The sequence below is a fragment of the Methylobacterium oxalidis genome, assembly GCF_007992195.1.
Lineage (GTDB): Bacteria > Pseudomonadota > Alphaproteobacteria > Rhizobiales > Beijerinckiaceae > Methylobacterium > Methylobacterium oxalidis.
Window position 1 is genome coordinate 17,476 of record NZ_BJZU01000061.1, and the last position, 21,276, is coordinate 38,751.

Genomic DNA, 21,276 nt, shown 5'->3' on the forward strand with positions numbered 1-21,276 from the left:
GCCCCTGGGCTGCGCGTCCGGGCGGAAGCTGCCGCCTGCCGGGCAGGATTTGCCGCCCTGATCCCACCCGACATGCGAAGGCTTGCGCCCGCTCCCTGGAACTTGTGGGCGACAGTCACTATAGATCCCGGCATGCGGAGCGGCGGACCGCGGCCGCCGTCGAACCCTGGCCCGATGAACTCGCTCGACCTTCCGAAGCCCCCTCACGAGACGCGCGTCGTCGTCGCCATGTCGGGCGGCGTCGATTCGTCGGTGGTGGCGGGGCTGCTCAAGCGCCAGGGCTACGACGTCGTCGGCATCACGCTACAGCTCTACGACCACGGCGCGGCGACCCATCGCAAGGGCGCCTGCTGCGCCGGCCAGGACATCCACGACGCCCGCCGCGTGGCCGAGCGGCTCGGCATCCCGCACTATGTCCTCGACTACGAGGACCGCTTCCGCGACGCCGTGATCGACCGCTTCGCCGAGAGCTATCTCGCGGGCGAGACCCCGATTCCCTGCGTCGAGTGCAACCGCTCGATCAAGTTCCGCGACCTCCTCGCCACCGCGCGCGACCTCGACGCCGACGCCCTCGCCACGGGCCATTACGTGGCGAGCCGGCCGGCGGCGCCGGGGTCGAGCCGCCGCGCCCTGTACCGCGCCCTCGATCCGGCCCGCGACCAGAGCTATTTCCTCTACGCGACGACGCCGGAGCAGCTCGACTTCCTGCGCTTCCCCCTCGGCGAGCTGCCGAAGGACGAGACCCGCCGCCTCGCGCGCGAGCTCGACCTCGCGGTGGCGGAGAAGCCCGACAGCCAGGACATCTGCTTCGTGCCGCAGGGACGCTACGCCGACGTGATCGCGCGGCTGCGCCCCGACGCGGCCCGCCCGGGCGACATCGTCGACGCAGGCGGTCGGGTACTCGGCCGGCACGACGGCATCATCCACTACACGGTCGGCCAGCGCCGCGGCCTGCGCCTCGCGGTCGGCGAGCCGCTCTACGTCATCCGCCTGGAGCCGGAGACCGCGCGCGTCGTCGTGGGACCGCGCGCCGCGCTCGCCACCAGCCGGATCCGCCTCGACGCGGTGAACTGGCTGGGCGAGCGGCCGCTCGCGGAGATCGCCGACGCGCCGGTCGCCGTGCGCGTGCGCTCGACCCGGGAGCCGCGGCCGGCCACGCTCAGCCACGACCCCACGACCGGCACCACCGAGGTCACGCTCGCCACGCCGGAGGATGGGGTCTCGCCGGGGCAGGCCTGTGCGATCTACGCCGACGACGACCCCCGGGCGCGGGTTCTCGGCGGCGGCACCATCCGGCGCATCGACGCGTTGCAGGCAGGCGCCGCCCGCGCGGCCTGAGTTCCGATCCCCACGAAGACAGGAAGCCGAGAGCACCATGCTGAGCGAGCCGCAGGCGGCCGGGCCGAGCACCGCCCTGATGCGCAAGGCCTATGCCCGCTGGGCACCGGTCTACGACGTGGTCTACGACAAGCTCACGGAGCCCGCCGCCCGCGCAGCGGTCGAGGCCGCCGTGGCCTGCGGACCGCGCATCCTGGAGGCCGGCGTCGGCACCGGGCTCTCGCTCGGCTACTACCCGGCCGGCACCTTCGTCTGCGGCGTCGACCTGTCCGAGGACATGCTGAAGCGGGCCCGCCGCAAGGTGCAGCGCCGGCGCCTCACGCAGGTCCGCGGCCTGCAGGTGATGGATGTCTGCCGCCTCGGCTACGCCGACGCATCCTTCGACGCGGTGGTGGCGCAGTTCCTGATCACGCTGGTGCCGGACCCGGAGGCCGCGCTCTCGGAGTTCCTGCGGGTGGTGCGGCCCGGCGGCATGATCGTGCTCGCGAACCATTTCGGGCAGACGGACGGGCCGGTGGCGCGCGTCGAGGAGATCGTGGCGCCTCTCTGCACGAAGATCGGCTGGTCCTCCGACTTCAAGGCCACCCGCATCGAGGCGTGGGCGCGCCGCAACGGCGTCGAGTTCATCGGTGTCGCCCCGACTTTCCCGGGAGGGTTCTTCAAGATCCTGCGGATGCGTAAAGCCGGCTGAGGGCCGTGGCGCCGCAGCCGTCCGGGGGCAGGCGCGGCCGAGCCGCTTTGCGCTGGCTGCCGCTGGCGATTCTCGCACTCGCCTCGCTGGCGATGCTGGTGTCCGGTGCCTATCACCTCCTGAGCCTCGATAGGCTGCTCGCCTCCCGCGCCTGGCTGCAGGGGTTCGTCGAGGCGGACCGCTTCCGCGCCGTGGTGGCGGCCGGGCTGATATACGTCTGCGCGGTCGTGCTCTCGGTGCCGGCCTCGCTGGTGCTGACGATCATCTGCGGCTTCCTGTTCGGCATCGTCACGGGCGCGCTCCTCGCCGTCGCCTCCGCGACCACGGGGGCGGCGATCGTGTTCTCGATCGGCCGGGGGCCGGCGGGCGACCTCCTGCGGCGGGTCGCAGGACCGCGGCTGAGCCGCCTCGCCGAGGGGTTCCGGCGCGACGCCTTCGGCTACATCGCCTTCCTGCGCCTGCTCCCGATCTTCCCGTTCTGGATGACAAACCTCGCGCCGGCCGCCTGCGGCGTCAGGCTGCGCACCTTCGTCCTCGCGACCATGCTCGGACTCCTGCCCGGAGCCTTCGTCTACGCGGCGACAGGCGCCGCGATCGAGGACGTGGTGGCAGCCCATGAGAGCGGTAAGGCCGCCTGCCGTGCCGCCGGCAGCCTCGCCTGCGACGAGGCGCTCGCCGTCTCGGCCCTCGTGACGCCCAAGATGGTGGCGGGACTGGCGAGCCTCGCGGCCTTCGCGCTCCTCTCGGTCGTCCTGCGGCGCCGCTTCGGCACCAAGGATCCACTCGGCGAGCCGTGAAGCCGGTTCGCGTGTCGGGTCGGACGCCCGTGCGAACGCTGATACAACCTAAGGAAATGATGTAAACGTACCATCAACCCCTGGTTTTACCAGTAGAAATACGCTCAAACCAGTTCTGCTGTTTTCCCGTCGAGCTTGCCTCTCGACGCCGCGCTTTCGGGCGCGTACGAAGGTCCCCGCTGATCTGACAATTGCTTGCGGGCGGGGGTAGGTCGATTGCCCGTGTACCGCGGCAGGGCGCGCACATCTCAGTGCATTCCGGGTGGCAGCAGGCAAGAGGGCACACAGGATCCGACAGGGATCGAGATGGGCGTGAGTACGAGTTCGGAGACCGAGACGGCACCGATCCTCGGCCCGCCGGCGGAGGTCGCATCGGCGCGCGGCCTCGGGCGTCATTTCGGCCTGTCCGGCCGTCTGTTCCTGATCACCGTCGCCTTCGTCGCCGTCGCCGAGATCCTGATCTACGTGCCGGCGGTGGCGAGCTACCGCCTGGGCTGGCTCTCGGACCGGATCGCGGCCGCGCAGGTCGCCGCGACCGTCCTCGATGCCGCCCCTGGCCAGACGGTGTCCGAGGAATTGTCCCGCCGCCTCCTGGCCGGCGTCGGCGCCCGGGCCATCGTGGTCAGCGGCGGCGGCACCCGCCGCCTCCTCTCCAACGAGGCGATGCCGGAGGGCGTCGTCGAGACGGTCGATCTGCGCGACGATTCCTGGTGGGACTCGTTCCACGGCTCCTGGCGGACCCTGATCGCCCCCGGCGAGGAGCCGCTGCGCGTGGTGGGGCAGGGGCGCGACGGCTTCGACGTGGTCGAGATCCTGATCGACGAGGCGCCGCTGCGCACGGCGATCGTCGACTTCTCGATCCGGCTCCTGCTCTCGTCGCTGATCATCGCGGGCGCCGCGGCGGGCCTCGTCTTCATCGTGCTGCAGCGGGTGATCGTCGCCCCCGTGCGCCGGCTTGCCAACAACATCACCGCCTTCGCTGACGATCCGGAGAGCCTGGAGCGGGTGATCGAGCCCTCCCGCCGCACGGACGAGATCGGGCATGCCGAGACGGCGCTCGCCCGCATGGAGCAGGCGCTCGCGGGCGAGTTGCGCGAGAAGCGGCGGCTCGCCGAGCTCGGTCTCGCCGTGAGCAAGATCAACCACGAATTGAGGAATCTGCTCACAACGGCCCAGCTGCTGGTGGACCGGCTCGAAGGGGCCGCCGACCCGACGGTGCAGCGCGTTGCGCCGCGCCTCGTGGCGACGCTCGGCCGGGCGATCCGCTTCTGCGAGGCGACCCTCGCCTACGGACGCGCGACCGAGCGGCACCCGCAGCGCCGCCTCGTCCTCCTCCAGCCGATCCTGGCCGAGCTGCCCGAACTCGCCGGCCTCTCGACGATGTCGCGGGTGAACGTGCGCGAGCAGGTGCCGCCCGGCCTCCAGATCTGCGCCGACCCGGAACAGCTCTCGCGGGCGCTGACCAACCTCGTGCGCAACGCCGTGCAGGCCCTCGACGCGGCCGGCGCCGGGCAGGAATCGCCGGAGGTGCGGGTCACGGCCACCCGTCACGGCGGCGTCGGCTCGGGCTTCGTGACGATCCGCGTCTCGGACAACGGCCCCGGCCTGCCGGAGCGGGCCAAGGCCCATCTGTTCGCGCCCTTCCAGGGGTCGATGCGGGCGGGCGGCACCGGCCTCGGCCTCGCGATCGCGGCTGAGCTCGTCCAGCTCAACGGCGGCACATTGCGCCTGGAGGACGGGGTTCCGGGCGCGAGCTTCCGGATCACCGTGCCGGACTGGGTGCCCGGTCCGAAGGAGGCGCGCTGAGGCGGAGCAGGGCGCCCCCGCGAGCGCTCACTCCGCGGCGGCGAGGGTGATATCCGGCACCCGCACGCCGATGTCGCGCAGGAGTTCCGCGTCCGCGTCCGTCTCGTTGTTCGCCGTGGTGAGCAGGCGCTCGCCGTAGAAGATCGAATTGGCGCCGGCCAGGAAGCAGAGGATCTGCGCCTCGCGAGTGAGATCCCGACGGCCGGCGCTGAGGCGCACGCGGGCGCGCGGCATCACGATGCGGGCTGTGGCGCACATGCGCACGAGGTCGAGCGGGTCGACCGCGGGCCGCTCCGCCAGGGGCGTCCCCTCGACGGCGACGAGGGCGTTGATCGGCACGCTCTCGGGATGCGGCGCGTGGTTGGCCAGCACCTGCAGCATGGCGGCCCGGTCGGTCACGCCCTCGCCCATGCCGACGATGCCGCCGCAGCAGACCCCGATGCCGGCCTCGCGCACGTTCTCCAGCGTGCGCAGGCGGTCCTCGTAGGTCCGGGTCGAGATGATGTCCCCGTAGAAGTCCGGGCCAGTATCGAGGTTGTGGTTGTAGGAGGTGAGCCCGGCCTCGGCGAGCCGCTGCGCCTGGGAGGCCGTCAGCATGCCGAGCGTCACGCAGGCTTCCATGCCGAGCCCGCGCACGCCCCGCACCATGGCGAGCACCGCGTCGAACTCAGGCCCGTCCTTCGGCTGGCGCCACGCCGCGCCCATGCAGAAGCGGTGCGCGCCCGCCGCCTTGGCGGCCGCCGCCTCGCGCAGCACGGCGTCGACCGGCATCAGCCGCTCGCGCGCGAGCCCGGCGCCCTTGTGGTGGGCGGATTGCGGGCAGTAGGCGCAATCCTCGGGGCAGCCGCCCGTCTTGATCGAGAGCAAGCTCGCCCGCTGGATGTCGGCCGGGTCGTTGTGGGCCCGGTGCATCGCGGCCGCCCGATAGACGAGGTCGAGGAGCGGCAGGTCGTGGATGGCCTGGATCTCGGCGACCGTCCAGTCGTGGCGGATGTCGGGGCGCGCGGAAGCGGGCAGGGGAGCCGGAGAGAGCGTCATGGCCCCATCCAGCGGAACTCGGCCGGAAAATCAAGCCGGCCCCGCCCGACGGCCGCGCTTCGCCCCTCAGTTCGTGGGCTCGCCCGCCGCGACCTTGGCGGTCCAGTCGTCGAAGGCCACCACCTCCTGACGCTGCTCGCCGAGGCCGTCGATGCCGAGGGTCACCACGTCGCCGCTCTGCAGGTAGCGCGGCGGCTTGCGTCCGAGGCCGACGCCGGGCGGCGTGCCCGTGGTGATGACGTCGCCCGGCTCCAGCATCATGAAGTGCGAGAGATAGGCGACGATCTGGGGCACGTCGAAGATCATCGTGCCGGTCGAGCCCGACTGCATCCGCTCGCCGTTCACGTCGAGCCAGAGGTTCAGCCGCTTCAGGTCGGGCACCTCGTCGAGGGTGACGAGCCAGGGGCCGAGCGGCCCGAAGGTCGGGCAGCCCTTGCCTTTGGTCCAGGTGCCGCCGCGGTCGAACTGGTACTCCCGCTCCGAGAGATCGTTGCAGACGCAGATTCCGGCCACGTAGTTCAGCGCCTCGTTGGCGTGCACATAGGAGGCCCGCGTGCCGATCACCACGGCGAGTTCCACCTCCCAGTCCGTCTTCGCCGAGCCCTTGGGCAGGATCACCGGATCGTTCGGTCCGGACAGGCAGGACGGCGCCTTGTTGAAGATGATGGGCTCGGAGGGGATCGGCGCGCCGGTCTCCTCCGCGTGGTCGGCGTAGTTGAGGCCGACCGCGATGAAATTGCGCGTGCCGCCGACGCAGGGACCGAGCCGGGTCTCCGGCGGCAGCATCGGCAGCGTCTCGGGGTCGATCAGGCGCAGGCGGTCGAGTGCGGCCGGGGCGAGGGCCGGCCCGCACAGGTCGCGCAGCACGCCCGAGAGGTCGCGCAATTCGCCCTCTCCGTCGATCAGCCCCGGCTTCTCGTCCCCGATCTCACCGTGACGCACCAGCTTCATCGTCGAGGCCCTCCGAACCGTTTCAGCCTGGCGGGTTTCAGGCTCCTGCCCTGACTCTTCCGGCGGCAAGTGGTTCCCGCGTCGCGCCCGTCAAGCGATCACGCGTCGGACCACGTTGCCGGTTTGTTGCTCGAACCACACACGACCTGCACAAAAACGCCGGACCCGGCGCTTTCGGCGAAACGCCCTGCATAATCGTGCAGAAGGTTTAGATGTGAACGAATCGCGCGAATGCGAAAAGACGCCACCTCGATTAGCAGCATCTTCAGTAATGTCATGTATTTCTGTAGTATAATTGCGTTCGAAAGCGCACACAACGCGGGATTGCGAGGTCTCGCGGCGCGCGGTAATCTTCGTTTTAAGGCGTCGCGCCCGTTCTGGGGACGGAGCAGTCGAGCGCCACAAACAAGGCGGAACGGACATGATGGGGAACGTGCGGGCGCTCGCGCTGGCGGGTGTATCGGGGGCGGTGCTCGTCCTCGGAGCGGGTGACGCGACGGCGGGTGCGTTCGGCATCCGCGAGCAGAGCACGATCGCGGCGGGCCTCGCGGATGCGGGTGCCGCCTCCGGCGCCGGCGGCGTCTCCTCCATGTTCTGGAACCCGGCCACGGTGACGATGCGGCCGGGCTGGATCAGCGAGCAGAACTTCACCTTCATCAACCTGTCGGGCGACATCCGCACGCAGCCGGGCACCAGCCCGGGCTTCGCCGCGCTCGGCAACTCGGGCGACATCGGCCAGGGCGCCGTGGTGCCTTCGGGCGCCACCTCCTACCAGTTGAACGACAGGCTCTGGATCGGCCTGCAGACCGGGGCGCCCTTCGGCCTCGTGACCAAGCCGAACCCGGTCTGGGCCGGCGAGGTCTACGCGCGCTCCAGCCGCATCTTCTCGCTGAACATCAACCCGGTGATCGGCTACAAGGTCAACGAGTGGCTCTCGGTCGCCGCCGGCCCGACCTTCGAGTACTTCAAGCTCAACCTGAAATCGGCCTTCCCGTTCAGCCCGCTGATCCCGCCCGCCAACCTGCCGACCGCCATCCTGAAGGGCGAGTCCTGGGGCGTCGGCTTCACGGCGGGCGTGCTCGTGACGCCTCGGGCGGGCACGTCGATCGGCGTGGGCTACCGCTCCTCGGTCAACCACGGCATCGAGGGCCTGCTGCTGCTGCCGCCGATCAACCCGCTGATCACGCCGAAGGCGGCCGTGAAGGCCGTGCTCGACACGCCCGACAAGCTCAGCTTCGGCATCACCCAGGCGATCAGCCCTGTCGCCCGCGTCAATTTCGGCTTCGAGTGGGACAACTGGTCGAGGCTCGGTGTGGTCCCGGTGCGCTCGCTCGTGACCGGCGCCGCCGTCCAGGCCCTGCCGCTGAACTACAAGGACGGCTACACCTACTCGGTCGGCGCCGAGTACGACTGGTCGCCGGCACTGACGCTGCGCGGCGGCGTCTCCTACGAGCAGTCGCCGATCGACTTCTCCAACCGCTCGGCCCGTCTGCCCGACGCCGACCGCATCAACGTGGCGATCGGCGCGAGCTACCGCTGGAGCGAGAAGCTGACCCTCAACGCCGCCTACTCCCACCTGTTCGTGGATCGCGGCCGCCTGCTGGCCGGGCCGGGCCGCGACTACGACAGCCGCTACATCGCGGCGCCGGCGATCCCGATCACCTTCGCGGGCGTCGCGGAGGGCAGCGCCGACATCGTCTCGGTGGGCTTCCGGTACGTCTTCGGCGAGCCGGCCGCCCCGGTCGCCGCGGCGCCCCTCGTGCGCAAGTACTGAGGGCCGCGCCCCATCCGAGAACGAAGGGCCGGCGGAGCGATCCGCCGGCCTTTCTCGTGGCGCGGGGCTGAGCGCGCCTCGCGCCCTCAGGCCTTCATGCGCACGTAGGTGCCGGGCGCCGGGCCGAGCGAGGGGAGGGCGTCGCCGCCGGGCTTTCGCGCCGGCACCCGCTCCGGCGCCTGCTTCTCGAGCCACGCGAACCAGTAGGGCCACCACGAGCCCTTGGTCTCGGTCGCGGCCTCGATCCAGTCCTCCAGGCGGCCCGTGGCCGGGCCGCCGGTCCAGAAGCCGTATTTCGGCTTCGCGGGCGGGTTCACGACGCCCGCGATGTGGCCCGAACCCGCCAGCACGTAATCGACCTTGCCGCCGAACCGCGCCGAGCCCTCGAAGACCGAGCGCGCAGGCGCGATGTGGTCCTCGCGGGTGGCGAGGTTGAAGATCGGCACCTTCACCTTCTTGAGATCGAGCCGGACGTTGCCGATCACCATCTTCCCCTTGGAGAGGTTGTTCTCCAAGTAGCAGTTGCGCAGGTAGAAGGAGTGGTTGGCCGCGGGCATGCGGGTGGCGTCGGCATTCCAGTAGAGAAGGTCGAAGGCCATCGGGGCCTTGCCCTTCACGTAGTTGTTGACGACGTAGGACCAGATCAGGTCGTTCGGCCGCAGCATGTTGAAGGCGTTGGCCATGCGCGAGCCGTCGAGGTAGCCGCGCTGCTTCATGCGCGCCTCGATGCCCTGGATCTGCTCCTCGTCGGCGAAGACCTTCAGGTCGCCCGCGTGGGTGAAATCGACCTGCGTGGTGAGGAGCGTCGCGCTCCTGATGCGCCGGTTGCCGGTCGCCGCCTGCATGGCGAGCGTCACGGCGAGCAGCGTGCCGCCGACGCAGTAGCCCGCCGCCGCCACCTCGGTCTCGCCCGTGGCGATGCCGATCGCGTCGATCGCCGCCTCGATGCCCTCCCGCATGTAGCTCTCGAAATCCTTGTCGGCGTGGCGCTCGTCCGGGTTGACCCAGGAGATGCAGAACACCGTCAGCCCCTGCGAGACCATCCAGTTGATGAGGCTCTTCTGGGGGTTGAGATCGAGGATGTAGAACTTGTTGATCCAGGGCGGCACGATCAGGAAGGGCCGCTTCAGCACCGTCTCGGTCTGGGGCGCGTACTGGATCAATTCCATGAGGTCGTTGCGGAAGATCACCTCGCCCGGCGTCACGGCGACGTTCCGGCCGACCTCGAAGCCGGACGGGTCGGTCTGGCGCACGCGCAGTTCGCCCTTGCCCGCCTCGATGTCCTCCGCGAGCATCTTCATGCCGCGCACGAGGTTGGCGCCGCCCTCCTCCAGCGTGTGGCGGAGCAGCTCGGGGTTCGTCATCACGAAGTTCGAGGGCGACAGGGCGCCCACGATCTGCCGCAGGTAGAACTGCGCCTTGTGCCGGGTGTGCTCGTCGATTCCCTCGGCCCGCTCCACGAGCCCCTCCGCCCAGCGGGAGGTGATGAGATAGCTCTGCTTCAGGAAGTCGAAGACCGGGTTGGTCGACCATTCCGCGTGGGCGAAGCGGTTGTCCCTCGGCTCCGGCACGGCGACGGGCGGGGCGTTCTCGCCCTGCATCCGAAACCAGGTCGAGCCCCACAGGTTCACGAAAGCCTCGCTCAGCGCGGTCTGCGCCTCCAGCGTCTTCTGCGGGTCGGACAGCCATTTCTCGGCCACCGTGCCGAGCGTCCGGACCACGTCGCCGACCTCGTCCGAGGCACCCGGCTTCACGCCGTCCCCGTCGAGCGGCTTGAAGTAGGTGGCGGCGGTGCGGCCGAATTCCTCCACGAACTGGCTGGCGTTGCGCGACAGCGCCTCGAAGTCGGGCATCTGTGCCGGCGTCTTATGCTCCGTCACGCGCTTGTCTCTCCCTGTCTCCGCCGCGTTCAGGACGCGGCGGCACGCTCGCCCGCCGCTACAGTCCCGGGAGCCTCGTTTCCGACAAATTAACGCTTCACCCCAAGTTTTCGCCACCCCCGCCGGATCTGTTTACCGCTACAGAACGCACATGGCCTCAGCCCGACATGCCCTCAGCGCCGTCGCGCTCCTCGTTTCGGCGCTGACGGCCGCCTGCTCCGCGGACACGAGCCCGCTGCGGCTCGCCGAGCCGGCGAAGCGGAATCCGGAGACGCCGGACTTCGTGGCGGCCTCGCGCCGGGGCGGGGACTACCTGCCGGTCGGCATCTCGGCCCCGCAGCGGCCCGTGCGGGCGAAATCGGCGGAGAGCCAGAAGGCGCTCGCGGCCGAGCTCGAGGGCGCCCGCAGCCGCAACGAGGCGCGCGGGCGCGCCGCGGAAGGGGAGGGCAAAGGGGCCGGCAAGGGCGCTGGCGAGGGCGCTGGCAAGAGCTCCGGCAAGAGTACGGGGCAGGGCGCCGCTCCGGGCGCCGGCGCCGAGTGAATTTTCCGGGTCGGCGGATCTGCCCCGAGATGGTAGACAGGCCGATCCCGCTATTCGATGACCCGCACGCGCGAATCACGGGACCCGCGCCGATGGACAACGCCAAGACCATGACCGATTTCCACCGCATCAAGAGACTGCCGCCCTACGTCTTCGAGCAGGTGAACCGGATCAAGGCCGCCGCCCGCGCCAACGGCGCCGACATCGTCGATCTCGGCATGGGCAACCCGGACCTCGACGCGCCGCGCCACGTCATCGCCAAGCTCGTCGAGACGGCGGGCCGCCCGCGCACCGATCGCTACTCCGCCTCGAAGGGCATCGCGGGGCTGCGCCGGGCCCAGGCCGGATACTACCAGCGCCGCTTCGGCGTGAGCCTGAACCCGGACACGCAGGTCGTCGCCACCCTCGGCTCCAAGGAGGGTTTCGCCAACATGGCGCAGGCCATCACGGCGCCGGGCGACGTGGTGCTGGTGCCGAACCCGAGCTACCCGATCCACGCCTTCGGCTTCCTGATGGCGGGCGGCGTGATCCGCTCCGTGCCGGCCGAGCCGACGCCCGCCTTCTTCCCCGCGGTCGAGAAGGCGATGCAGCACTCGATCCCGAAGCCGGTGGCTCTCGTCGTCTGCTACCCCTCGAACCCGACCGCCTACGTCGCCTCGCTGGATTTCTACAAGGACCTCGTCGCCTTCGCGAAGCGCCACGAGATCATCATCCTGTCGGACCTCGCCTACGCCGAGGTCTACTTCGACGGCGAGCCCCCGCCCTCCGTGCTGCAGGTGCCGGGCGCGATGGACTGCACCGTGGAATTCACCTCGCTCTCGAAGACATACTCGATGGCGGGCTGGCGGATGGGCTTCGCGGTCGGCAACGAGCGCCTGCTCGCGGCGCTGACCCGCGTGAAGTCCTACCTCGATTACGGCGCCTTCACGCCGATCCAGGTGGCGGCGACCGCGGCCATCAACGGGCCGGACGCCTGCATCGCGGAGATGCGTGCGATCTACAAGAAGCGCCGCGACGTCATGGTCGATTCGTTCGGCAAGGCCGGCTGGCAGATCCCGGCGCCCTCCGCCTCGATGTTCGCCTGGGTGCCGATCCCCGACCGCTTCAAGCATCTCGGCAGCCTGGAGTTCTCCAAGCTCCTCGTGGAGAAGGCCGATACCGCTGTGGCGCCGGGCATCGGCTTCGGCGAGCACGGGGACGAGTTCGTGCGCATCGCCCTCGTCGAGAACGAGCAGCGCATCCGCCAGGCCGCCCGCAACGTCCGCCGCTTCCTCGAGACGGCGGACCGCACGCTCCACAACGTCGTGCCGATGGCCAAGGCCGTCTGATCCGGGCGCCGCGGATCGCGGACGAACCCCCGCCGCGCGTTGTTGCGGCGGGGCGACAGGCGGCGGCAAAGCGGAACCGTGCGGTCATCGGCGCTTGTCAGGCGAGGGCCTTGACCGCAAGGCTCGGCGGGACTGTTTCGACACCCGCGTTCCGAGGGTTGCATGCGCCGCCTGAACCTGCTCGCCGCCCTCCTGCTCACCGGTGCCGCCGGTGCCTGTGCGCCGAACCCGATCATCGCCCGCGATCCGGTTCCGGCGCCGGGGCCGGAGGTCGGCTACGTCTGCGACTCCCGGCCCCTCGTGCTCAACGCCTTCGACACGAAGTGCACCCCCGTCGCCCGCGAGCCGCAGGTCGTGCTGCGCTCGAAGGGCTGAGGGACCGAAACGGACAGGAAAGGCGGACGGGCATAGGTTCGCCCGGCCCTTCCCGGGAGCCGGGCCCCGCGCCCGCGACGGAGATCCCCGCGTGAGCCACATCCGACCCGCCATCGCCGCGAGCCTTCTCGGCCTCTGCCTGGCCGCCCCGCAGGGCGCCTCGGCGCAGGGCGTCCCGTCCTACTACATGGGTGGGGAGGGGCCGACCGTGCTGCAGGTCGATCCGGATTCCGGCAGGCCGGTGGCCCCGCCCTACCGGCAGGACCTGCTCGCCGTGCCGGCGGTGCCGGTGCCGCATGTGATGAACGGCGGCGGCTTCGGCCTCACCGGCAACGCCTACTACTACGACAGCGACACGGAGACGACGCTGGGGCGCCGCCACCGGCCGCGCGTGTTCGTGCTGGTGCCTGCCCCGGTGCCGCCGGTGGTCGCCCGCTGAGGCTCCGGCCGGCTCAATCCTTCATAGGATCGTGACCCCAGTTCATCAGCGACATCCGCCAGGGTGAATCCGGGTCCTGCCGCGCCCTGCCGCCCTGGGCGAGGTGGCGGTGCACGTAGGAGACCACTTTGCGCATGTGGGCGTAGTCGTCCTCGGTCAGGTCGGCCTTCTTCCTGTCCTTGATCTCCAGGATGCGCCGTCCCTCCCGGTGCCCGGTGGACTCGCCGCCGTCGGTCTTCTGGCCGACGGCTTGGCTCGCCTCCGAATCGAGGTGCTTGCGCAGCGCCGCCGGCGTCATGTTGACGGCCTCGTTGAACGCATCCCAGGTCTTGGCGTCGTCTGCCCTCGCGTCGTCGGTCTCCGTCTTCGCCATCGCGCGCATGCTCCCGCAGGTTGCAACGTTGGGTACCAACGCCTGAGCACGCGGCGGTTTCGCGGACGGGGCGTCGCAGGGGAGGCGGCGTTTACAGGGGATCGCCGGGCCGGTATCAGGCCCCTCCGACTTCGCCACACGAGTGAAACCCGCCAGATGCGCGCCGAGATCGAGCAAGCCTCGGATGCCGCCAAGCAGTCGATCGGACTGCTGAGGAGGCATCTTTGACTGGGATACTGTCGAGAAACGCCTCGCGGAGCTGAACGCCGCGTCGGAGGACCCGGAACTCTGGAACGACGCCGAGGCCGCGCAGAAGGTGATGCGCGACCGCACCCAGCTCGACGAGGCGGTCTCCGCCATCAAGCGGCTGGAACAGGACCTCGACGACGCCCACACCCTGATCGAGCTCGGCGAGGCCGAGGACGACCAGGGCACGATCGAGGAGGGCGAGCGGGCCGTGCGGGCCGTCGAGGCCGAGGCCGCGCGCCGCCAGATCGAAAGCCTGCTCTCCGGCGAGGCCGACGGGTTCGACACCTACCTCGAGGTGCATTCGGGCGCCGGCGGCACGGAGAGCCAGGACTGGGCCAACATGCTCCAGCGCATGTACGCCCGCTGGGCCGAGCGCCGGAAGTACAAGGTCGACATCGTGGAGTGGTCCGAAGGCGAGGAGGCCGGCATCAAGGGCGCCACCCTCCTCATCAAGGGCCACAACGCCTACGGCTGGCTCAAGACCGAATCCGGCGTGCACCGGCTCGTGCGGATCTCGCCCTACGATTCGAGCGCGCGCCGCCACACGAGCTTCGCCAGCGTCTGGGTCTACCCGGTCATCGATGACCGGATCGAGATCGAGATCAAGGAATCGGACTGCCGGATCGACACCTACCGCTCGTCCGGCGCCGGGGGCCAGCACGTCAACACGACCGATTCGGCGGTGCGCATCACGCACATCCCGACTGGCATCGTCGTGGCCTGCCAGCAGGAGCGCTCGCAGCACAAGAACCGGGCCACGGCCTGGAACATGCTGCGCGCCCGCCTGTACGAGGCCGAGCTGAAGAAGCGGGAGGAGAAGGCCAACGCCGAGGCAGCCGCCAAGACGGATATCGGCTGGGGTCACCAGATCCGCTCCTACGTGCTGCAGCCCTACCAGCTGGTGAAGGACCTGCGCACGGGCACCCAGTCCACGAGCCCGGACGACGTGCTCGACGGCGATCTCGACCCGTTCATGGAGGCGTCGCTCGCCCAGCGCGTCTACGGCGGCGCCGAGGCGGTCGACGACATCGACTGACGCCTCAGGGCGCGTTGAACTGCCAGGCGTCGAGATCGGCGCCGACCCTCAGGAAGCGCTGCGGATCGACGGGCTCCCCGTCGATCCGGGTCTCGTAATGCAGGTGGCTGCCCGTGGAGCGGCCGGTCGAGCCGACCCGCCCCACGACGTCGCCCGCTCGGACCCACTGGCCCGGCGTCACGGAAAGCCGCGCCAGGTGCGCGTAGCGGGTGACGAGGCCGTGCCCGTGGTCGATCTCGACCATGTTGCCGTAGCCGCCCGCCGTCTCCGCGGCGGTGACGCGCCCGGGCGCCGTGGCGCGCGCCGGCTCCCCGAACTCCGCCTTGAGGTCGAGACCGGTGTGGAGGGCGAGCCCGCGCGTGAACGGGTCGAGCCGCGTGCCGAAGCCGCTCGACAGGCTGAACTCCCCGAGGATCGGCCGCCGCAGCGGCAGGTCGGCCGCGATCCGGCGCAGGCGCGCCTCGTCGCCGCGCGCCCGCTGCGCCTGAGCGAGGGCGAGCGCGAAGGGGTCGCCGCTCACCGGCACGAGCGGGCCTCCGAGCCCCGGCGCCGGCCGGTCGAAGCGGTGCGGATCGAGGCCGGTGCGCGCGACGAGGCCGCGCAGCCGCTCGGCGCCGCGCCCGGCGCGGGCGGCAAGGCGGCCGAGGCCGCGCGACTGTGCCTCGCCGAACCGGTCGAGGTCGCGCTCGAGGCCAGCGAGCCGGGTCCCGAGATCGCGGGCGGAGCGCCGGCCGAGCGCCCCTTCTGCGCCGCGCAGTTCGAGCGCGGCCGGCGGAGGCTCCGGCAGGGATCCCGTGGCGATCGAATCGGTGGCGTTCGGTGGTGCCTCGCCCGTGAGGTCGGCGATCGCCGCCTGCCGCCGCTCCAGGCCGGCCTGCCGCTCCGCCAGGGCCGAGAGGCGGCTCTCGAGGCCGTCGCGGTCGACGGCGCGCTGAGTGTTGGTGCGATCGAGGCTCGTCTGAAGCTCGGCGATGCGCGCCTCGTAGGCCGCCTGCATGGCGGCCTGGCGCGCCACGAATCGGGCCAGCACCTCGTCGTGGAAGACGAGCACGTAGGTGGCGCCCGCCGCCCAGAGCGTCGTGACCACGAGGCCGAACCAGACGGCGCGGAGCGAATTCGAGGGCGCGGCCCGCGTGGTGAGTGGCATCAGGACCGACCCGTGAGGCGAGCCGGCATTAAGCCAGGGTCAAGGTTAACGGAGCGACAATGCCTGGGAGGAAGAACCTAGTTCCTCCCTCCGGCAATCCCATCAGGCCAGGTCGCGGGCCGCCTGCAGGACCTCGTCGGCATGCCCCGGCACCTTCACCTTCGTCCAGATCCGGCCGATGCGGCCCTCGCGGTCGACGAGCACCGTGGTGCGCTCGACGCCCATGTATTTGCGGCCGTACATGCTCTTCTCGACCCAGACGCCGTAGGCTTCGAGCATCGTCTTGGCCTCGTCCGAAGCGAGCGGGAAGGTGAGGCCGTACTTCGCCCGGAACTTGTCGTGACTCTTCACCGAGTCCGGCGAGACCCCGATCACTTTCGCGTTGGCGGCGGCGAAGGCGTCGAGGAGCGCGTTGAAGCCCTGCGCCTCCAGGGTGCACCCACTCGTGTCGTCCTTCGGGTAGAAGTAGAGCACGACCTTGTGACCCTTCAGGTCGGCGAGCCGGATTGTCTCGCCGCCCGCGCCGGGCAAAGCGAAATCGGGGGCGGGATCGCCGGTCTCGAGCGCCATCATGCCTTCCTTTCGGCCGATTATGGGTGTCCGGTGAGGAACGCCATCCGCGAGACGCCGACGAGGCGGCCACGAAACACGGATGTCCCTCGATCTCTAGGCCGAGCGGGCAAACCGATCCAGCGGTCAAGGTAGGAATGGTTGAGGATACGGCCCAGGGACTTCGATCGAAGCCGCCGGCCCGTGGCTGGGGCGGCGTGTGCCTCCTCACCGCGCTCTCCCTCGTCTTCCTGCTCGGCCTCGGTATCGGCGTCGCCGTCCTCCGCCTGACCTACGGGCCGCTGCGGATCGACGGCCTCTCCGCCCAGGTCGCCTCGGCGATCGCCGACCGGATCGGCCCTGGCTGGAAGATCAGCCTGCGCGACTCCGCGCTGGAGCTCGACAGCGAGCGGTCGCTAGCGCTCCGCGTCGCCGGGCTCGACATCCGCAATCCGCAGGGCGCGCTCGTGGTGCGGGCGCCGCTCGCGGTCGTCAGCCTCGACACCTGGAGCCTGATGCGGCTCGCCGTGCAGCCGCGCTCGATCGAGTTCCGCGACCTGCAGATGACAGCCCTCGTGCACCGGGACGGCTCCATCGCCTTCGCGGCCTCCGAGCCCGCGCACCCCGGGGAGGCCAAACCGCACACGCTGCCGAGCGTCGATCCGGCCCGCGGCACGGTGTCGCCGCTCTCGGCCGCCGTCGCCTCGATCTTCGGCGTAGTGCTCGACTCGGCGGGCGTCGTCGGCGCCCTCGACCGTGCTCGCATCACCAATGCCCGGCTCACCCTCGTGGACGACGATGCCCGCGAGCGGGCGGTGTTCGAGCGGGTGAACGGCCTGTTCGGCCGCGACGCCAGCCAGGACGCGCGCATCTTCGAACTGCGCATCGACGGGCCGCACGGCGAGTGGCGCTTCGGCGGCAATTTGCGCGAGGCGGGCGGCACGAAACGCACGGGCATCATCACTCTCGACGACCTGCCGGTGACGGACCTCCTGCTCCTCTCGGGCCAGTCGCGCCTGCCGATCACCACCGACCTGAAGCTCTCGGCCAAGGCCGACGTCGCGCTCGACGGCGGCCGCATCGAGGCGATGAAGGCGACGCTGCGCACGAGCGACGGCAATTTCCTGATCGAGGAAAAGGACTTCAACCCGGTCACGATCGAGAGCCTGCAGGCCAGCGCGAGCTGGGACGAGGCGAACCGGGCCCTGAAGCTCGACGCTCTCGACTACGCGGGCGCCGGCAACGCGGTGCGCCTCACCGGCGCCTGGACCGAGAGCCCGGCCGGCGCCGACACCGCCTGGACGGCGACGCTCACCGGCCGCGACGCGGTGCTGCGGGGGGCGGGCGCCGCCGACAAGCCGGTGCGGATCGCGACGCTCGACGCCCGCCTCTCGGGACGGAGCGGCGGCATCTCGATCGACGATCTCACCATGGGCGGCGACACCTTCGGCGGCCGCATCACCGGCACGATCGGTACGGCGGGCGACGATGACGGACTGACGCTGCACGTCGCCGCCACGAACACCGACGTGCGCACCGCGCTCCGCCTCTGGCCGGAGCACATCGCGCCGCCGACCCGCAACTACCTCGCCGACGAGCTGCGCGGGGGACGCGTCGACAGCGTCGACATCGCGGTCGACATGACGGGCGCCGAGCTCGCGGCGGCCACCAAGGGCGACCCCATGCCCGACAACGCCGTGCGCATCACCTTCGGCGTCTCGGACGCGACGCTGAACGTCTCGGCCGACGCCCCGCCCCTCACCCGCGGCCGGGTCTCCGGCGTGATCACCGGCCGCACCACCACGATCCGCGGGGTCACCGCCGACATCCGCATGGCGGACGGACGCAGCCTCGCCATCACCGAGGGCAGCTTCGTGATCCCCGAGATCACGCCCGAGAAGGTCGTGGCGCAGATCGGCCTCCATCTCGGCGGCGGCGCCGACGCGCTGGCGGCCCTGCTGCAGACCAAGATGTTCCGCAGCCTCGCCAACACCGATCTCGATCCGGCGACAGTGCGCGGCAACGCGGACCTGCGCATCGACTTCCCGCTCAACCTCAAGCACCTGCCCGACCTCGTCGACCTGCCGGTGACCCTGAGCGGCGCCCTGACCGACCTCAGCGTCGACAAGGTGTTCGGCAAGGAGCGGCTTGAGAGCGGCAAGTTCGCCGTGAGCTACGACCGCGGCGGCTTCTCGCTGAAGGGCGACGGGCGGATCGGCGGCTCGCCCATCACGGTCGACCTGCGCCAGCCGAAGGCCGGCGCACCCGGCGAGGCGCTCGTGGGCCTGACCCTCGACGAGGCCCTGCGCGTGCGCAAGGGGATGCCCGGCGCGCCCCAGCTCACGGGGCCGATCGCGGTGCGTGCCGTGGTGCCGGTCGGTCGGCCCGGTCCGGGCAAGGCCCCGGTTCGGGTCGAGGCGGATCTCGGCCGCGCCGGCATCGACGGGCTGGTGCCGGGTTTCGTGAAGCCCGCCGGCAAGCCGGGCCGTCTCTCCTTCACCCTGATCGACGGCGGGCCCGGGAACGCGACGGAACTGCGCGACATCGTCCTCGACGCGGGGGCCGCCTCCGCTCGCGGCGGCGCAAGCCTCGGGGCGGACGGCGGCATCGACCGGGCGGAGTTCTCCAGCCTCAAACTCTCGCCCGGCGACGAGATGCGCGTCACCCTCGAGCGCAGCGGCGCGGGGTACCGGCTCGGCGTCAAGGGCGCTGTCGCCGACGCGCGGCCCTTCCTTCGCTCGCTCACCGGGCCCGACAGCAAGGGTCCGAAGGACGCGAACCCGAAGGAGATCGAGGCCGATCTCGCCCTCAACATCCTGACCGGCTTCAACGAGGAGGCGCTGACGGGCGCGAGCCTCAAGCTCTCGATGCGGGGGCGGGAGGTCCGGCAGGCGAGCTTCCAGGGCCGCTTCCGTTCCGCCCCCTTCACGGCGAGCATCGCCCGCGGCGACCGCGGCGCTCCGGTCCTCAACGTCGACTCGGCCGATGCCGGCGCGACGTTGCGCTTCGTCGACATTTACAAGCGCATGTACGGCGGCCGGCTGCTCCTCAACGTCTCGATGAACGACGGACCGCAGACCGGCGCGGTGAACATCCGCAACTTCGCCCTGCGCAACGAGCCCGCCCTGTCGAGCATCATGGCCCAGGGCCCCGCCAGCAGCGAGGTCACGGACGCCCGCGGGCGCCGCCGCGTGGTCCAGGGTCAGGCGAGCGACGTCACCTTCGACCGGATGCGCGCGAACTTCGTGCGCACCGGCAGCCGCGTCGACTTCGCGGACGCCGCGATCTCGAACGCGGCGATGGGCTTCACGCTCAGCGGCTATCTGGACACGGGTCGCGAGCGCACGGACATCAACGGCACCTTCGTGCCACTCTACGGGCTCAACAACGTGGTGGCGCAGGTGCCCCTGTTCGGGCCCCTCCTCGCGGGCGGCCACAACGAGGGCCTGTTCGCCGTCAACTTCCGCGTCGCCGGCAAGCTCGGCGCGCCGGACGTGAGCGTGAACCCCCTCTCGGCGGTGGCGCCGGGCTTCCTGCGCAAGCTGTTCAGCGCCGGCGGCGGCTCGGACGCCTTCGCCGACGGCGTGCAGGCCGCGCCGATGGAGCGCTAGCCGCGGATCACTCCGCGCGCAGCAGGACGTGCTTCTTCCGGCCGAAGGAGAGCTTGATCACGCCGTCCGCCGTGAGGTCGCTGTCCCGCAGCACGGCGCGCTCGTCGCTCACCGCCACGTCGTTCACCCGCAGGCCGCCGTTCTTGATCTGGCGCCGCGCCTCGCTCGTCGAGGGGACGAGCCGCGCGTGCTCCGGCCCGAAGGCGGTGAGGACGCCGAGCCCGGCCGCGAGGAGATCCCGAGGGACGGTGACGGTCGGCAGATCGGCCGCGAGCGTGCCCTCCACGAAGGTCTTGCGCGCCGTCTCGGCGGCGGCCTCGGCCGCGTCGCGCCCGTGCATCAGCGCGGTCGCCTCGGTGGCCAGAACCTTCTTGGCCTCATTGATCTCGGCGCCGGCGAGCGCGGAGAGCCGCGCGATCTCGTCCATCGGCAGAAGGGTGAAGAGCTTGAGGAAGCGGGTGACGTCCGCGTCCTCGGTGTTGCGCCAGAACTGCCAGTAATCGTAGGGGCTGAGGAAGCCCGCATCGAGCCAGACGGCGCCCGCCGCGGTCTTGCCCATCTTGGCGCCGGACGCGGTCGTCAGCAGCGGGCAGGTCAGCCCGTAGAGCTGCGGCGTGCCGAGGCGGCGGCCGAGATCGATGCCGTTGACGATGTTGCCCCACTGGTCCGAGCCGCCCATCTGCAGGATGCAGCCGTAGCGGCGGTTCAGCTCCACGAAGTCGTAGGACTGGAGGATCATGTAGTTGAATTCCAGGAACGAGAGCTCCTGGTCGCGCTCCAGCCGCATCCGCACGCTGTCCATCGACATCATGCGGTTGACCGAGAAGTGCCGGCCGATGTCGCGCAGCATCTCGATGTAGTTGAGCTTCGTCAGCCACTCGGCGTTGTCGACCATCAGGGCGCCGTTGCCCCCCTCGCCGAACCGGAGGAAGCGCGCGAAGGTCTTCTTGATGCCCTCCTTGTTCTCCTCGATCTGCTCCAGCGTCAGGATCTTGCGGGCCTCGTCGCGGCCGGATGGGTCGCCGACCCGCGTCGTGCCGCCGCCCATCAGCGCGATCGGCTTGCCGCCGGTGGCCTGCAGCCAGTGCAGCATCATGATCGAGAGGAGGTGGCCGACGTGGAGCGAGGCCGCCGTGCAGTCGTAGCCCACATAGGTCGTGAGGCGCCCCTCCAGCGCCGACGCGTCGATCCCGGCGAGGTCCGAGCCCTGGTGGATGTAGCCGCGCTCCGTCAGGATCCGCAGGAAGTCGGATCGTGGGCTGAAGCTCTCGGAGGCGTTCGGGGTCGGGGACGTCATGGCGGCGGTTCGGTCTCGCGGGGCGCCGGGCGGGAGCCGGCCCGGGCGGGACAGGA

The 21,276-nt window shown here is 70.7% G+C and carries 18 protein-coding genes; 11 read left to right on the plus strand and 7 right to left on the minus strand.

Annotated features, from left to right (window positions below; all coding sequences use genetic code 11):
• The first annotated feature begins 174 nt into the window (after positions 1 to 174).
• The 4 genes from mnmA to MOX02_RS15125 all read left to right on the plus strand — a co-directional run bounded on the left by mnmA (position 175) and on the right by MOX02_RS15125 (position 4,632).
• Positions 175 to 1,338 carry a tRNA 2-thiouridine(34) synthase MnmA gene (gene mnmA / locus MOX02_RS15110; RefSeq protein ID WP_147026619.1) on the plus strand — a complete coding sequence of 388 codons (1,164 nt, stop codon included), beginning with the start codon at positions 175 to 177 and terminating at the stop codon, positions 1,336 to 1,338.
• A 37-nt stretch (positions 1,339 to 1,375) separates the two neighbouring features.
• The gene (locus MOX02_RS15115; RefSeq protein WP_147026620.1) at positions 1,376 to 2,029 is read left to right on the plus strand and encodes a methyltransferase domain-containing protein; all 654 of its coding nucleotides are present in this window, start codon (positions 1,376 to 1,378) and stop codon (positions 2,027 to 2,029) included.
• Between the two features lie 92 nt (positions 2,030 to 2,121).
• Positions 2,122 to 2,826, plus strand: a complete 705-nt coding sequence (locus MOX02_RS15120; protein WP_147026673.1) for a TVP38/TMEM64 family protein — start codon at positions 2,122 to 2,124, stop codon at positions 2,824 to 2,826.
• A gap of 306 nt (positions 2,827 to 3,132) precedes the next feature.
• Positions 3,133 to 4,632, plus strand: coding sequence for a sensor histidine kinase (locus MOX02_RS15125; RefSeq protein WP_147026621.1), 1,500 nt, complete (start codon positions 3,133 to 3,135; stop codon positions 4,630 to 4,632).
• A gap of 27 nt (positions 4,633 to 4,659) precedes the next feature.
• Here MOX02_RS15125 and bioB read toward each other — a convergent pair whose 3' ends face one another.
• Positions 4,660 to 5,670 (minus strand): biotin synthase BioB, encoded by a 1,011-nt coding sequence (gene bioB, locus MOX02_RS15130; RefSeq protein ID WP_147026622.1) that lies wholly within the window; start codon positions 5,668 to 5,670, stop codon positions 4,660 to 4,662.
• A gap of 66 nt (positions 5,671 to 5,736) precedes the next feature.
• Positions 5,737 to 6,621, minus strand: coding sequence for a fumarylacetoacetate hydrolase family protein (locus MOX02_RS15135; RefSeq protein WP_147026623.1), 885 nt, complete (start codon positions 6,619 to 6,621; stop codon positions 5,737 to 5,739).
• A 421-nt stretch (positions 6,622 to 7,042) separates the two neighbouring features.
• Here MOX02_RS15135 and MOX02_RS15140 point away from each other — a divergent pair, with 421 nt between their 5' ends.
• Positions 7,043 to 8,395 carry an OmpP1/FadL family transporter gene (locus tag MOX02_RS15140; protein ID WP_147026624.1) on the plus strand — a complete coding sequence of 451 codons (1,353 nt, stop codon included), beginning with the start codon at positions 7,043 to 7,045 and terminating at the stop codon, positions 8,393 to 8,395.
• 86 nt (positions 8,396 to 8,481) lie between these two features.
• On the opposite strand, the gene MOX02_RS15145 is transcribed toward MOX02_RS15140, so the two are convergent.
• On the minus strand, positions 8,482 to 10,248 hold the full coding sequence (locus tag MOX02_RS15145; RefSeq protein ID WP_147026674.1) for a PHA/PHB synthase family protein: 1,767 nt from the start codon (positions 10,246 to 10,248) through the stop codon (positions 8,482 to 8,484).
• Between the two features lie 178 nt (positions 10,249 to 10,426).
• Here MOX02_RS15145 and MOX02_RS15150 point away from each other — a divergent pair, with 178 nt between their 5' ends.
• From MOX02_RS15150 to MOX02_RS15165, 4 genes are all read left to right on the plus strand, one after another.
• The gene (locus MOX02_RS15150; RefSeq protein WP_238179455.1) at positions 10,427 to 10,816 is read left to right on the plus strand and encodes a hypothetical protein; all 390 of its coding nucleotides are present in this window, start codon (positions 10,427 to 10,429) and stop codon (positions 10,814 to 10,816) included.
• A gap of 110 nt (positions 10,817 to 10,926) precedes the next feature.
• Positions 10,927 to 12,144, plus strand: a complete 1,218-nt coding sequence (locus MOX02_RS15155; RefSeq protein ID WP_147026675.1) for an LL-diaminopimelate aminotransferase — start codon at positions 10,927 to 10,929, stop codon at positions 12,142 to 12,144.
• A 162-nt stretch (positions 12,145 to 12,306) separates the two neighbouring features.
• On the plus strand, positions 12,307 to 12,519 hold the full coding sequence (locus tag MOX02_RS15160; RefSeq protein ID WP_147026625.1) for a hypothetical protein: 213 nt from the start codon (positions 12,307 to 12,309) through the stop codon (positions 12,517 to 12,519).
• A 91-nt stretch (positions 12,520 to 12,610) separates the two neighbouring features.
• Positions 12,611 to 12,958 carry a hypothetical protein gene (locus tag MOX02_RS15165; RefSeq protein WP_238179453.1) on the plus strand — a complete coding sequence of 116 codons (348 nt, stop codon included), beginning with the start codon at positions 12,611 to 12,613 and terminating at the stop codon, positions 12,956 to 12,958.
• 13 nt (positions 12,959 to 12,971) lie between these two features.
• Here the strand turns inward: MOX02_RS15165 and MOX02_RS15170 are convergent, their stop codons facing one another.
• Positions 12,972 to 13,331, minus strand: a complete 360-nt coding sequence (locus tag MOX02_RS15170) for a DUF3140 domain-containing protein (protein ID WP_147026626.1) — start codon at positions 13,329 to 13,331, stop codon at positions 12,972 to 12,974.
• A gap of 156 nt (positions 13,332 to 13,487) precedes the next feature.
• On the opposite strand from MOX02_RS15170, the gene prfB reads away from it, so the two are divergent.
• A protein-coding gene (gene prfB, locus MOX02_RS15175) for a peptide chain release factor 2 (protein ID WP_147026627.1) occupies positions 13,488 to 14,616 on the plus strand; the annotation gives its coding sequence in 2 pieces (ribosomal slippage) (positions 13,488 to 13,556 and positions 13,558 to 14,616; 1,128 coding nt in all).
• Positions 14,617 to 14,620: 4 nt separating this feature from the next.
• Here the strand turns inward: prfB and MOX02_RS15180 are convergent.
• Positions 14,621 to 15,763, minus strand: coding sequence for a M23 family metallopeptidase (locus MOX02_RS15180; protein WP_147026628.1), 1,143 nt, complete (start codon positions 15,761 to 15,763; stop codon positions 14,621 to 14,623).
• Between the two features lie 102 nt (positions 15,764 to 15,865).
• Complete coding sequence (locus MOX02_RS15185) at positions 15,866 to 16,333, minus strand: peroxiredoxin (protein ID WP_147026629.1); 468 nt, start codon at positions 16,331 to 16,333, stop codon at positions 15,866 to 15,868.
• A gap of 137 nt (positions 16,334 to 16,470) precedes the next feature.
• Between MOX02_RS15185 and MOX02_RS15190 the strand changes: the two genes are divergently transcribed.
• Positions 16,471 to 19,923: a YhdP family protein gene (locus MOX02_RS15190; RefSeq protein ID WP_147026630.1), complete on the plus strand. Its 3,453-nt coding sequence runs from the start codon at positions 16,471 to 16,473 to the stop codon at positions 19,921 to 19,923.
• Positions 19,924 to 19,930: 7 nt separating this feature from the next.
• Here MOX02_RS15190 and tyrS read toward each other — a convergent pair whose 3' ends face one another.
• Entirely contained in the window at positions 19,931 to 21,220 is a 1,290-nt protein-coding gene (tyrS, locus tag MOX02_RS15195; protein WP_147026631.1) for a tyrosine--tRNA ligase, read from the minus strand.
• Positions 21,221 to 21,276: the final 56 nt, after the last annotated feature.